Origin of the sequence: Paraburkholderia sp. GAS33 (assembly GCF_050436645.1) — a bacterium.
In the GTDB taxonomy this organism is placed as follows: domain Bacteria; phylum Pseudomonadota; class Gammaproteobacteria; order Burkholderiales; family Burkholderiaceae; genus Paraburkholderia; species Paraburkholderia phenazinium_B.
In genome coordinates this window covers 123736-136010 of the sequence record NZ_JBNDMP010000015.1, presented here as the reverse complement: position 1 = coordinate 136010, position 12275 = coordinate 123736, and the positions used below count along the sequence as shown (strand labels likewise).

At 62.7% G+C, this 12275-nt stretch carries 11 protein-coding genes; 8 read left to right on the top strand and 3 right to left on the bottom strand.

Annotation, left to right across the window (positions count from 1 at the left end; translation table 11 throughout):
- The first annotated feature begins 1 nt into the window (after position 1).
- From ccsB to msrQ, 3 genes are all read left to right on the top strand, one after another.
- Positions 2 to 1216 (top strand): c-type cytochrome biogenesis protein CcsB, encoded by a 1215-nt coding sequence (ccsB, locus tag P3T24_RS33245; protein ID WP_074262686.1) that lies wholly within the window; start codon positions 2 to 4, stop codon positions 1214 to 1216.
- 171 nt (positions 1217 to 1387) lie between these two features.
- Positions 1388 to 2395, top strand: a complete 1008-nt coding sequence (gene msrP / locus P3T24_RS33240) for a protein-methionine-sulfoxide reductase catalytic subunit MsrP (protein WP_074262685.1) — start codon at positions 1388 to 1390, stop codon at positions 2393 to 2395.
- Between the two features lie 12 nt (positions 2396 to 2407).
- The gene (msrQ, locus tag P3T24_RS33235; RefSeq protein ID WP_074262684.1) at positions 2408 to 3103 is read left to right on the top strand and encodes a protein-methionine-sulfoxide reductase heme-binding subunit MsrQ; all 696 of its coding nucleotides are present in this window, start codon (positions 2408 to 2410) and stop codon (positions 3101 to 3103) included.
- 108 nt (positions 3104 to 3211) lie between these two features.
- On the opposite strand, the gene lysA is transcribed toward msrQ, so the two are convergent.
- Positions 3212 to 4474 (bottom strand): diaminopimelate decarboxylase, encoded by a 1263-nt coding sequence (gene lysA / locus P3T24_RS33230; protein WP_429441042.1) that lies wholly within the window; start codon positions 4472 to 4474, stop codon positions 3212 to 3214.
- Between the two features lie 9 nt (positions 4475 to 4483).
- Positions 4484 to 4888: an LPS translocon maturation chaperone LptM gene (lptM, locus tag P3T24_RS33225; RefSeq protein ID WP_429441041.1), complete on the bottom strand. Its 405-nt coding sequence runs from the start codon at positions 4886 to 4888 to the stop codon at positions 4484 to 4486.
- Between the two features lie 35 nt (positions 4889 to 4923).
- On the opposite strand from lptM, the gene cyaY reads away from it, so the two are divergent.
- Positions 4924 to 5241 (top strand): iron donor protein CyaY, encoded by a 318-nt coding sequence (gene cyaY, locus P3T24_RS33220; protein WP_074262682.1) that lies wholly within the window; start codon positions 4924 to 4926, stop codon positions 5239 to 5241.
- Between the two features lie 96 nt (positions 5242 to 5337).
- On the opposite strand, the gene P3T24_RS33215 is transcribed toward cyaY, so the two are convergent.
- A complete protein-coding gene (locus tag P3T24_RS33215) occupies positions 5338 to 7761 on the bottom strand; it encodes a penicillin-binding protein 1A (protein WP_429441038.1) in 2424 nt (807 codons plus the stop codon).
- Positions 7762 to 8017: 256 nt separating this feature from the next.
- Here P3T24_RS33215 and pilM point away from each other — a divergent pair, with 256 nt between their 5' ends.
- Genes pilM through P3T24_RS33195 form a run of 4 tightly spaced genes read left to right on the top strand, consistent with a single transcriptional unit; the run spans position 8018 to position 12256 of the window.
- Complete coding sequence (pilM, locus tag P3T24_RS33210; RefSeq protein WP_429441037.1) at positions 8018 to 8998, top strand: type IV pilus biogenesis protein PilM; 981 nt, start codon at positions 8018 to 8020, stop codon at positions 8996 to 8998.
- 5 nt (positions 8999 to 9003) lie between these two features.
- Positions 9004 to 9681, top strand: coding sequence for a fimbrial assembly protein (locus tag P3T24_RS33205; RefSeq protein WP_429441035.1), 678 nt, complete (start codon positions 9004 to 9006; stop codon positions 9679 to 9681).
- Entirely contained in the window at positions 9678 to 10586 is a 909-nt protein-coding gene (locus P3T24_RS33200) for a hypothetical protein (protein WP_429441034.1), read from the top strand. Before P3T24_RS33205 ends, P3T24_RS33200 begins: the two co-directional genes overlap by 4 nt.
- An 8-nt stretch (positions 10587 to 10594) precedes the next feature.
- A complete protein-coding gene (locus P3T24_RS33195; RefSeq protein ID WP_429441032.1) occupies positions 10595 to 12256 on the top strand; it encodes a type IV pilus secretin PilQ in 1662 nt (553 codons plus the stop codon).
- The last annotated feature ends 19 nt before the right edge of the window (positions 12257 to 12275 follow it).

Below are 12275 nucleotides of genomic sequence, written 5' to 3'. Positions count from 1 at the left end.
CATGGACTTGACTCAGGTTTCCTCATCTCCTTCGCGTGGTAACGCGTCGGCCAAGAACGCGGCAGCCAGTCCGGCGCAACATCCGGCGCTGCTCGACGAACGCTCGTTTCTGAAGCGCCTCGGCGCTTTCGACTGGCTGTTCGCTCTGGCGATGGTCGCGGGTGCGGGTTTCGCGCTGTGGCGCTATCACCCGTACATGAATTACTACGACAAGCTGATCCTGGTTTGCGCGGTGCCGGTGTTCGTGACGCTCGGCTGGCGTTGGAAGCCGGCCCGTCTTCTGATCGCCGGAATCGCGGTGCTGTCGCTGTTCGCGATCCAGACCTATCAGGGCGACCTGGCGCGCGCCGATAGCGCGTTCTTCCTCAAATATTTCCTGTCGAGCCAATCCGCGATTCTGTGGATGAGCGCGTTGTTCGTGCTGGCCACGCTGTTTTACTGGATCGGCCTGGTGTCGCGTTCGCCCACGGGCGCCGCGATTGGCTCGAAAATGACGTGGGCTGCGGTGCTGATGGGCTTCGTCGGCCTGATGGTGCGCTGGTACGAGTCATACCTGATCGGCTCGGACGTCGGGCATATCCCCATCTCGAACCTGTATGAAGTGTTCGTGCTGTTCAGCCTGATCACCGCGCTTTTCTACCTGTATTACGAGCAGCACTACAACACCCGCGCGCTCGGCGCGTTCGTGTTGCTGGTGATCAGCGCCGCGGTTGGCTTCCTGATGTGGTACTCGATTTCCCGCGATGCGCAGCAGATCCAGCCGCTCGTGCCGGCGCTGCAAAGCTGGTGGATGAAGATCCACGTGCCGGCTAACTTCATCGGCTACGGCAGCTTTGCGTTGTCGGCGATGGTCGGCGTCGCGTACCTGGTCAAGGAAAACGGCATGCTGGCGGACCGCCTGCCGCCGCTCGACGTGCTCGACGACCTGATGTACAAGTCGATCGCGGTCGGTTTTGCGTTCTTCACCATTGCCACGATCCTCGGTGCGCTGTGGGCTGCGCAGGCTTGGGGCGGTTACTGGAGCTGGGATCCGAAGGAGACCTGGGCACTGATCGTCTGGCTGAACTACGCAGCGTGGCTGCACATGCGGCTCATGAAGGGCCTGCGTGGCGCCGTCGCGGCGTGGTGGGCGCTGACAGGCCTGCTGGTCACGACGTTCGCGTTCCTCGGCGTCAACATGTTCCTCTCCGGGTTGCATAGCTACGGCAAGCTGTAATATCTGCGTTTCTGAACCGACAAAGAACCGCCGAGTGCTTCGCACCGGCGGTTTTTTCTTTGCGCATGGAATTTTGCTGCATCCAGAGTGTTCGCCAGAACAGTACCTATGGATGCGCAGTCGAACGATCATCAATCAACGTAGCCCGCCGGGGCCAGCAGGAGCAGCACCATGTGGATAAAGCGAAGCGACAGGATTGCACTGCAGGGCGACGATATTGCTCCGAGTGAAATCACGCCGAAACGCGTGTACGAGAGCCAGCGCGAGAACCGTCGACGCGTCCTGCGGGCGGCCGGTGCGGCGGCGATGGGCAGTTTGCTCGGCGTGAGCGGCGAGGCGCTCGCCGTGTACTCGTCGCCGGATGCGAAAGGACCTAAGCTGGCGGCGAAGACCAATCCGAAATTTGTCGCGACGGATAAGGTCACGCCTTACAAGGACATTACCACCTACAACAACTTCTACGAGTTCGGAACCGACAAGAGCGACCCCGCGCAGAATGCCGGCACATTGCGCCCGCATCCGTGGCGGGTGAGCGTTGAAGGCGAAGTGAAGAATGCCAAGGTGTTTGACATTGACGATCTCCTGAAGATGGCGCCGCTCGAGGAGCGGGTATACCGGCATCGTTGCGTGGAGGGCTGGTCGATGGTGATGCCGTGGATCGGATTTCCGCTTGCGGAACTCATCAAGCGAGCCCAGCCGAACGGCAATGCCAAATACGTGCAGTTCATCACGCTTGCTGATCCGTCGCAAATGCCCGGCCTGTCCACGCCTATTCTGGACTGGCCGTACTCGGAAGGCTTGCGGATGGACGAAGCGATGAACCCGCTGACCTTGCTGACGGTGGGTCTGTACGGCGAAGTGCTGCCCAATCAGAACGGTGCGCCGCTGCGAATCATCGTGCCGTGGAAATACGGCTTCAAGAGCGGCAAGTCGCTCGTGAAGATCCGTTTCGTCGACAAGCAGCCAGCCACGAGCTGGAATACCTACGCGCCGAACGAATACGGCTTCTACTCGAACGTGAATCCGAATGTCGATCATCCGCGCTGGAGCCAGGCCACCGAGCGGCGGATTGGCGAAGATGGGTTCTTCACGCCGAAGAGAAAGACGCTGATGTTCAACGGCTACGGCGATCAGGTCGCATCGCTGTATCAGGGCATGGACCTGAAGAAGAACTTCTAGGCGGGAATTGCGATGGCCTCCTCTGAAACACCAACCGTGTCTGAACCCGCTTCGCGTCGGCAGCCACCCGCTGCAAAGCGCTCCGCCGCAGCGGGCGGCCGCTGGGTGGTGCCGGCGAAGATCGCTGTATTCGTCGCGGCGTGGTATCCGCTCGCGCGAATCGTGTTCTTCGGCTTGACCGACCGGCTCGGGGCCAACCCGATCGAGTTCATCACCCGGTCAACCGGTCTGTGGACGCTGGTGTTCCTGTGCATCACGCTCGCCGTGACGCCGCTGCGCCGCTTGACGGGAGTGGCTGCAGTGCTGCGTTTCCGGCGCATGCTGGGTCTGTACACGTTCTTCTACGCCACGCTGCATTTCACGACCTATGTGTGGTTCGACAAATGGTTCGACGTGGCGGCGATCCTGAAGGATATCGGCAAGCGGCCCTTCATCATGGTCGGCTTCGCGGCGTTTCTTCTGCTCCTCGCGCTGGCTGTGACCTCGCCGCGCGCGATGGTGAGAAAGCTTGGCCGCCGCTGGCAGACGCTGCACCGCGCGATCTATGCGATCGGAGTACTCGCGATCCTGCATTTCTGGTGGATGAAATCCGGCAAGCACGATTTGCTGCTGCCGAAGATTTACGGCGCGGTAATGGTTGCGTTACTGGGCTGGCGGCTGCTTGTGTGGTTGCGCGCGCGTGGGGCGACGTCGGCTGGGAAGAGGTGACGGTTTCGCTGACGGTGCTCGTAGTCTCAGCCAGCGTTCAATAAAAAAGGCGATGCCGCAGTGGCATCGCCTTCTTGCTCTCAGCTTGTGGAGCGTCTGCCTTCGAGTTTAATCCGGCAGGACGGTTTCGCCGGAAAACAGCTGCTTGACCTCTTCGCGCGCGCGGACCACATACGCTTTCTCGCCGTCGACCATGACTTCGGCCGCCCGCGGACGCGTGTTGTAGTTCGAGCTCATCACGAAACCGTACGCACCGGCCGAACGCAAGGCGAGCAGATCGCCCGGCTCGATTGCGAGCAGGCGCTCGCGGCCCAGCCAGTCGCCGCTTTCGCAAACTGGGCCGACCACGTCATACACATGCGCCGGGGAGTCGCGCTTCACCACCGGTTCGATGCCGTGGTACGCCTCGTACATTGCCGGGCGCGCGAGATCGTTCATCGCGGCGTCGACGATGGCAAAGTTCTTTTCCGCACCGGGCTTCAGAAACTCGACACGCGTGAGCAGCACACCGGCATTGCCGACCAGCGAGCGCCCCGGCTCGAAATACACTTCACGATGCCCATGACCGCGTGCTTCGATGTGATCGAGTACCGTACGCACGAACTCGCCGATATCCGGCGGCGTTTCGTCGTCGTAGGTGATGCCAAGACCGCCGCCCACGTCGATGTGACGGATCGATAAACCGTCCGCTTCGATCTGTCCGACCAGCACCAGCAACTTGTCCACTGCGTCCAGATACGGCGCGATCTCAGTAATCTGCGAGCCGATATGGCAGTCGATCCCCACCACCTCGAGGTGCGTCATCGCTGCAGCCGCGCGATAGGTGGCGAGCGCCTCGTCGAACGCCACACCGAACTTGTTCGACTTCAGTCCGGTGGAAATATACGGATGCGTTTTTGCGTCGACGTCGGGATTCACGCGCAGCGAGACGGGGGCTGTCTTTCCCACCGAGGCGGCAACTGCATTCAGGCGGTCGAGCTCCGGAATCGACTCGACGTTGAAGCATTTGACACCCGCCTCGAGCGCTTCGCGCATTTCGTCAGCGCTCTTGCCGACGCCCGAAAACACCACGTTTTCCGCTTTGCCACCGGCGGCAAGCACGCGTGCGAGTTCGCCGCCCGAGACGATATCGAAGCTCGCGCCAAGTCTTGCAAACACGTTCAACACGGCGAGATTGCTATTTGCCTTGACGGCGACGTGCACGGTGGCGCGGCGGCCCGCACATGCGCCGGCGTAGGCCTGCCATGCGTCGGTCAACGCCGCGCGCGAATAGACGTACAGCGGCGTGCCGAACTGCTCGGCAAGGGAAACGGCGGAAACGCCTTCGGTGTGCAATACACCGTCGACGTAGGCAAATGCGGATCGAGTCATGCGAAAGTCTTATTGAACGGGAGTGCTATCGGAGGCCGGCAGTTGCGGTGCCGACGCAGCCGAATCGGGTACGGTGCGCAGTTCGGTTTCCGGCGACAGCGTGAGCGGTGTGCCGGTTGTGTCGGGTACGGTACCGGAGGCTGCCTGCGAATCGGGTTTCACTGCGTCAGTGGACGGCACCTGGGTTTCGTCAACGGGTTTGGCGGGTAGCGGTGGCACGGTCGGCAAGTAAAGCGGTCCGCGTTGTCCGCAGCCGCCAAGAGCGCAACCTGCGACAATGACCAAAGCGGCTACAATCGCGCCGGGCGTCGTCGCGCCGCGCGCCGTTGTGCCTGGCTGACTTACGCCGGGCGCCGCAGCGCGGGGCTGCCTTACACCGGGCACCATTGAGCGCATCCGGGAAACGACTCGCATGACTGTCCCTGAAAAAATTATCGTTGGAGTTTAGCATGTCCGATAGCGAATACCTGACCCGTGCCGAGGCCGCGCTTGCAGCCATTGAACGCACACTCGACGATACCGAAGCCGATATCGAATTCGAGCGCAGCGGCAACGTTTTGACGCTCGAATTCGAGAATGGCACGAAGATCATCGTGAACCTGCAGCCGCCGATGCAAGAAATCTGGATCGCCGCGAAGTCGGGCGGTTTTCATTTCCGTTATGCCGACGGCGCATGGCGCGACACCCGCAACGGCACTGAGTTTTTCGCCGCGCTGTCTGACTACGCGACACAACAGGCCGGCGAGCCGGTTCGGTTCGAAGCGTAAGCGAGGTGCTTTGGCGGGCGTCTTACTTTGAGTGTCGACGCCGCGCGGAGTACTGAGCATCAAGCGTACGCCGGCGAACCCGGCAGCAACTCCGGGTTAGTGCCCGCGGAACAGGTTCATGATGTTCTGCTTTTCCTCATCACCGACCTGTTGCGGGGTCGCTGCCTCCGCCGCGCCGGATACCGCATCGCTCGAATTCGCGTCCAGATCGGCCTGGCTCACCCCGACGGTCGCCACGAAACCATTGCCTGGCGTGAAGTTGTCGAAATACGGCTCGTCGCCTAGCATGACGAGGCCGCCAGGCATCGGCATCCTGTATTCCGGCACGCCCTTCAGTGCCTTGGCCATGTAGTCGATCCAGACCGGTAACGCGAGGCCGCCGCCCGTTTCCTTGTCGCCGAGGCTGCGCGGATTGTCGTAGCCGATCCATGCGATTGCGGTAAGCGTGTGCTGATACCCGGCGAACCACGCATCGCGCGAGTCGTTGGTCGTCCCGGTTTTGCCGGCGAGATCGGTGCGTTTGAGGACATTGCTCTTTGCCCCGGTGCCGCGTTGAGCGACGCTTTGCAGCAGGCCGTTCATCACATAAGCATTGCGCACGTCGATTGCGTGGGGCGCGCTCTGCCCTGCGACGAGCGGCCTGGCTTGCGCAACGATGGAGCCACGCTGGTCAGTCACTTCCGCGATCAGATACGGGTTGATCCGATAGCCGCCATTGGCGAACACCGAAAAACCTCCGGCCATCTGCAGTGGAGTGACGAGCCCGGCACCGAGCGCCATCGGCAGATAGGCAGGATGACGGTCCGCATCGAAGCCGAAACGCGTGATGTACTGCTGCGCGTATTTGGGGCCGATCTGGTTGAGGATGCGGATCGACACGAGGTTCTTCGATTTCTGCAGCGCGGTGCGCATCGTCATTGGACCGTCGAAGCCACCGCCATAGTTCTTGGGCTCCCACGCCTGGCCGCCGGTTTCCGCTGCGGTAAAGAACAGCGGCGCGTCGTTGATGACCGTGGCTGGCCCCAGACCTTTTTCGAGCGACGCCGAATAGATAAACGGCTTGAAACTCGAGCCCGGTTGCCGCCACGCCTGGGTGACGTGGTTGAACTTGTTCTTGTTGAAGTCGAAGCCGCCCACCAGCGCGCGGATCGCGCCGTCCTGCGGCACCACGGACACGAAAGCCCCTTCCACCTGCGGCAACTGCGTGATCGACCAGCTACCGTCATCACCCTTGACGATCCGGATGATGGCGCCGGGACGGATACGCTGATTCGCTTGCGCGCGCGGCCCGAGTGCGAGCGACGCGAAGCGCAGGCCATCGCCCTGCAGCGTCGCGACATTGCCGTCGGCGAGCGTCGCCTCGACCTGCTTCGGACTTGCGGAGGTGACTACCGCCGCGACGAACTCGCCGTCGTCCAGATGCTCGAGCAGCGCGTCGTCGATGGCCTGTTGGCGCTCGTCCTCGTCAGTCGGCAGATCGATGAACGCTTCGGGACCGCGATAGCCATGACGTCGTTCGTAGTCCATCAGACCTTTGCGCAACGCGTGGTAGGCCACATCCTGGTCGGCGGAGTCGATCGTGGTCACGACATTCAGCCCGCGGGTGTAGGCCTCTTCATGGTATTGGGCGTACATCATCTGACGCACCATCTCCGCCACATATTCCGCGTGCACGCTGAATTCCTTGACCGCGCTCTTGACGGCGAGCGGCTGCCTGCTCGCCTCGTCGTACTGCTCCTGCGTGATGTAGCGCAACTCCAGCATGCGCTGCAGGATGTACTCCTGACGAATCCTGGCGCGCTTCGGATTGACGACCGGGTTATAGGCCGAAGGGGCCTTGGGCAGACCCGCGAGCATCGCCGCTTCGGCGAGCGTGAGGTCCTTCATGTCCTTGCCGAAATACACCCGTGCTGCGCTGGCGAAGCCATACGCGTGCTGACCGAGATAGATCTGATTCATGTACACCTCGAGAATCTGATCTTTCGTCAGCTTCGACTCGATCTTGTACGCGAGCAACATCTCGTAGATCTTGCGCGTGTAGGTCTTTTCGCTCGAGAGAAAGAAGTTGCGGGCCACCTGCATGGTGATCGTGCTGGCGCCTTGCGTAGCGTGGCCGTTGGTGAGCGCGACGTAGCCGGCCCGCGCGATACCCGTCAGATCGACGCCGCCGTGATCGTAGAAGCGTGCGTCTTCAATGGCGAGCACCGCCTTCTTGAGATTCTCGGGGACATCCTGAATGTGCACGATGTCGCGCCGCTCTTCACCAAATTCACCGATCAGCACATGGTCTGCCGTGTAGATGCGCAGCGGAACCTTCGGACGATAGTCGGTAAGCGCGTCGATTGAAGGCAGGTTCGGCGTAGCAACCACCAGCGCATAACCGGTCACGAGTCCGGCGCATGCGATGCCGGCGAATATCAGACCTACCAGCCCTAGGACGAGCTTCAGCCACAGCGGACGTTTGCGCTTCTGTCGAGCGGGTGGCGAGGGCGGCGGGGATGTAGGTGAAGACGATTGCATATGAATACCAAAAAACAGTCCCGCGATTATAGCCGCCTGGCTCGTCAGCTTTCGACATGCTTACATTGGACATGCCGCGCAGGGGATGACCTTACTGTAGACGCTTTGAGGTCGCCCAGGGAGCCGTGAACCTCACGTTAGCCATTCGGCTGAATATCGCGCATCGCCGCCGCTGCGCACAATTGCCTCCGGTACTCGCGTTCGAATGTTTCGACGCGTGTGCCACGTATCTGGCATGTGTCTAAAGGGAGGCGGGATGACATTTAAAAGTTCGTTTCAGGTGAAGGTGCGGCGTTTTGCTGCTGGGATCGATGTGAGTCCGCAGGCGGTGAGGCTGGTGGTGTTGAGTCAGCGTTTGCCTGTGGACGGTCCGCTGCGTGTCGAATATCTAGCGGCCGTGCCGCTTCCTGCCGGTGCGATGGCTGGTGTCGAGATCGTGGACCGGGGCGCCGTGACGCGTGCACTGCGCGATGTGTTCGCGGAGTTGCCGCGTGCCTGTGCGTCGCGCACGCTGCGCTGTGCGATGGCATTGCCTGCCTCGGCAACGCTGATGTCGAGTTTGCCGCTCGCGCGACTGAGCCATGCTGGCGACGTCGAAGCAGCGGACGGACCTTCGCTCGCGGCGCTGGAGTTAGCCGTCTGGAGCGAAGCGGAGCGTATTGCGGGAATCGAGCGTCATGCGCTCGCGGTCGACTGGTTCATTGAACGCTCGCCGCATGGCGCCAGTGCGGTGACGATTGCGACCGCCGCCCGCCAGCATCTGGAGACGCGCATCGAGTGTGCCGCAGCGGCGGGTGTCACGCTGACGGCGATCGACGGCGAACCGCACGCGGCTTTGCGCGCACTGGTGCACGCGGCCGCTATGGAACTGGAGCAACACGAACCTTACGCGGCGATCTGGATCGGCGCAGAGGGTGTGTACGGGTGGCGCATTGTCGACGACGCGGTCGTCGGCGAGATGCATTATCCGTCGCCCGAGCACTCCGATCTGGCCGACGCGTTGCGCGATCTTGCGGGCGGCGTTGCCCTCGGCTATGCGTTCCTGGGGGGCGACGTGGAACTACTCGATGGCGTGGGTTTTTCCGAAGCAGATCTCGCCGACGTACTGGGCTGCACGGTGGTGCCGTTCGAATGCATTGCGCTGGGCGATTGCACGGGCCCGTTGCCTGCGAAGTTATTGCACGAGTCGAACTATGCGGTGGCATTCGGCCTCGCATTGCGCGGAGTGATGGAATGATGTGGATGAACTCGCGCATAGGGCCAGCCGGACATCCGGTGTGGATCGGCGGCTTCAATCTGCTGCCTTACCGGCAACGCGAGGCGCGCTGCGCGCGGCGACGCTGTCTGCTCGAATGGTTGGGCGCGGCGCTCGTCGGCTATGCGGCCGTGCTGGCGGCGGGTGGCTGGCAGACGTTCGAACGCGCACGGCTGGAGGCACAACGTGCTTCCCGCGAGAAGGAGTTGATCGGCCTTGCCGTGCCGCTTGCGGAGCACGCACGGCTCCAGCGCGACGCCGATGAGCGGAGCAAACGGGCCGCGCGTGCGATCGCGCTATCCGGTCCATTAGTACGTCTACTTGATCTGCTCGATACGTTAAGCCATGTGTCCGCAGATGACGTCGTGCTGCAGCAGCTTCGACAACGTATGCACGAGACGGAGTTGCTTGCGATATCGAAGGACCCTTTGGCGTCCACTGTCTGGCTCGAAGAGTTGGGTAGCATGCGTGGCGTGAAGAGTTCCGAGGTCATCGACCTGCATCCTTTGCCGCGCACCGGACACGATACTGCGGCAGGTAACAGCAGCGCGGTCGAGTTTGCCGCGCGGTTGCGATGGGATGAGCCCGCTAAAAGCGCGGGGCATCCGGCAGTACCCGCGAACGGGGGATCGCATGAGGTCGATCAGAAGCGAGGTGCGCGATGAGTACGTTGTTTGCGGATCGCACCGGCGTTTTGAATCAGACTACGCAAGCCACGAACTGGATGAATCAGATCCGTTTGCCGCTTGAAGCGTGGAGCGCGCGTCGACGCCATGTGGCGGGGGCTCTCATCGCGGCGACGGTGTTTGGTGTTGGCGCGAATGCCTGGATTGCGGCCGATCTGGCTGGCGTTCAGGCAAGCCGTTCGGCCCTTTCCGAAGCGCAGCAGCGTGTCGCTCAAGCAAGGCGGTCGGTTGCCCAGTTGCCTGAGCAACACCGAAGCGCCGCGCTTGCTTCGCTCGGAAAATCGCCGGAGCCGTCCACGCCTGCTGACGACGTGCGCCTGATCTCGCTGCTCGCAGCCCGCTGTGGCGTCACGTTGCTTACGTTGGCGCCGGCCGCAGGAAACGGCGCGGGCCTCGACGCGGTGCGACCCATGCAACTCACCGCCCAGACGGATTTCCTGCATTTGATGATGTTCCTGCGCGGTCTGTCGGATCTGCCGGTGCTGGTGGTGCCCGAGGATCTCACCGTGAAACGCAGTGCTGGGGCATTGCTCGTCAGCGCCACGCTGCATGTGTTCAACGCGTTGAGCCCGGCGTCCGCTAGTCCCGCGATTCTGGTCGATGACAATCTGGAGGCGGACGACGAGGACGTGGTCTTCGACGATCCGTTCTCGTCCCCGCCGCAACTGGATGGGGACCTGGCGCAAGCGGGCCTGCTGCGCCTTGCCGGTCTGCTGCGCGACCGGACGCGCGGTCTCGCGCTGCTCGAAACAACGGACGGCGCTGCGACCGTCGAGCAAGGTCAGTTCGTCGGTGGCGACCGGGTCACAGGCATGGACGCACTCAGCATCACGCTGACGAATCGCATCGGCACGCGCACGCTGGCATTGGCGGAGGCTTCATGAGGACGGGGATGAAGAGAATCAGGCTGGCGCTCGGCAGCGCCTTCCTGTGTGTCGGTGCGGCGCACGCATCGTTGCCACCGTTGCCGCCAATGATGCCGTCGGACGACACGGTTGAGCCGTACGACGCACCGCCATTGCCGCGCAATCTGGCGGTTGACGTGCCGAATCCGTTCCTAGGCCAGGATGCGGCGGATGAGGAGCCAATGGCTGACCGACCGGTTGGCGTACTCGATCGGGAAAGCGCTGCCGGGGACGAGGTAGACGGTCCACCGCGCGACGGTGCACCGCTTGACGACGCGCAACTCGAGGGCAAACCACTCCCCGCCTCACGCAGTGCGGCGCCGCGCGCAGAAACATCGGCTCACGCGCTCGAAGGTCCACCCGTGCCGCTTGCCCCGACGCAGCGCCTCGGCGACTCGTCGACCGCGGCGGCGTACGACGGTTTGTCGCCCGATAAGCCGATCTCGTTGAACTTCCAGCGTGCCGAACTGGGCGCGGTACTGAATGCATTCGCGCAGTTCACCGGCCTGAACATCGTCGCCAGCGACCGGGTTCGAGGCACGGTGTCGTTGCGGCTCGACAAGGTGCCGTGGCGCACTGCGTTCGACACCTTGCTCGATGTCAATGGTCTGGCAATGGAGCGTCACGGCAACGTGATCTGGGTCGCGCCACTTGCCGATCTCGCGGCGCGCGAGCGGCAACGCTTCGAGGCGCACGCACGGCTGGCCGATCTGGAGCCGCTCGCCAGCCGTACGTTCGAACTGCATTACGCCCATGCCGAAGACGTACGGCGCCTGTTGACCGGCTCGGGCACCCAGCGGGTGTTGTCAAAACGTGGCGCGGCGATGGCGGATGCGCGCACCAACCTGCTGTTCGTGACCGATCTGGAGGCACGTCTCGCGCAGATTGCCGAACTGCTGGCGTCGATCGACCGGCCATCGCGTCAGGTGCTGATCGAAGCGCGGATTGTCGAAGGGGATCAGGGCTTTTCGCGCAACCTGGGCGTCAAACTTTCACTTGCGGCGGCAGCGGCTGCTGACGGTGGCGCGGCGCGTGGGCTCAGCGGGGGCGCGGACGGCGGCGGTACGGTCTACGATCTGTCGGCAGGTCCGCTGTCCGGTTTTGACGCCGCCACCGTGGGCCTCACGTTATTTGCTGCACAGGCCACGCGGCTCCTCAACGTCCAGTTGAGCGCGCTGGAAGCCGAAGGACAGGGGGAAACGGTGTCCAGCCCGCGGGTCGTGACCGCCGACCGCATGAAGGCGATCGTCGAGCAGGGCACCGAACTGCCTTATCAGGCCAAGGTCGGCCAAGGTGTCTCCGGCGTGCAGTTTCGCCGCGCGAGCCTGAAACTGGAGGTCGAGCCGCAGATCACGCCGGACGGACGAGTCGTGCTGGACCTCGATATCGCCAAGGACGGCGTCGGCGAGCAGACCGCCGCGGGGCCTGCCATCAACACCAAACACGTGCGCACGCGGGTCGAGGTGGAAGACGGCGGCACGGTGTCGATTGGCGGCATCTATGCCACAGATGACCGGGATGATGTGACGCGCGTGCCACTTCTGGGCAAAATACCCCTTTTGGGCGCTTTATTTCGTCATCGGGCACACCGTGACCAGCGCAGCGAGCTGGTCGTTTTCATCACGCCGCGCGTTGTGCAGACGAATTGAGTGCTTGCCGCAGCCGCGG

Bases quoted from the DNA above. Each gene is read 5' to 3' on its own strand.
- msrP (WP_074262685.1), top strand. From the start codon at position 1,388: ATGTGGATAAAGCGAAGCGACAGGATTGCACTGCAGGGCGACGATATT.
- msrQ (WP_074262684.1), top strand. From the start codon at position 2,408: ATGGCCTCCTCTGAAACACCAACCGTGTCTGAACCCGCTTCGCGTCGG.
- ccsB (WP_074262686.1), top strand. From the start codon at position 2: ATGGACTTGACTCAGGTTTCCTCATCTCCTTCGCGTGGTAACGCGTCG.
- cyaY (WP_074262682.1), top strand. From the start codon at position 4,924: ATGTCCGATAGCGAATACCTGACCCGTGCCGAGGCCGCGCTTGCAGCC.
- P3T24_RS33195 (WP_429441032.1), top strand. From the start codon at position 10,595: ATGAAGAGAATCAGGCTGGCGCTCGGCAGCGCCTTCCTGTGTGTCGGT.
- P3T24_RS33205 (WP_429441035.1), top strand. From the start codon at position 9,004: ATGAACTCGCGCATAGGGCCAGCCGGACATCCGGTGTGGATCGGCGGC.
- P3T24_RS33215 (WP_429441038.1), bottom strand. From the start codon at position 7,761: ATGCAATCGTCTTCACCTACATCCCCGCCGCCCTCGCCACCCGCTCGA.
- lptM (WP_429441041.1), bottom strand. From the start codon at position 4,888: ATGCGAGTCGTTTCCCGGATGCGCTCAATGGTGCCCGGTGTAAGGCAG.
- P3T24_RS33200 (WP_429441034.1), top strand. From the start codon at position 9,678: ATGAGTACGTTGTTTGCGGATCGCACCGGCGTTTTGAATCAGACTACG.
- lysA (WP_429441042.1), bottom strand. From the start codon at position 4,474: ATGACTCGATCCGCATTTGCCTACGTCGACGGTGTATTGCACACCGAA.
- pilM (WP_429441037.1), top strand. From the start codon at position 8,018: ATGACATTTAAAAGTTCGTTTCAGGTGAAGGTGCGGCGTTTTGCTGCT.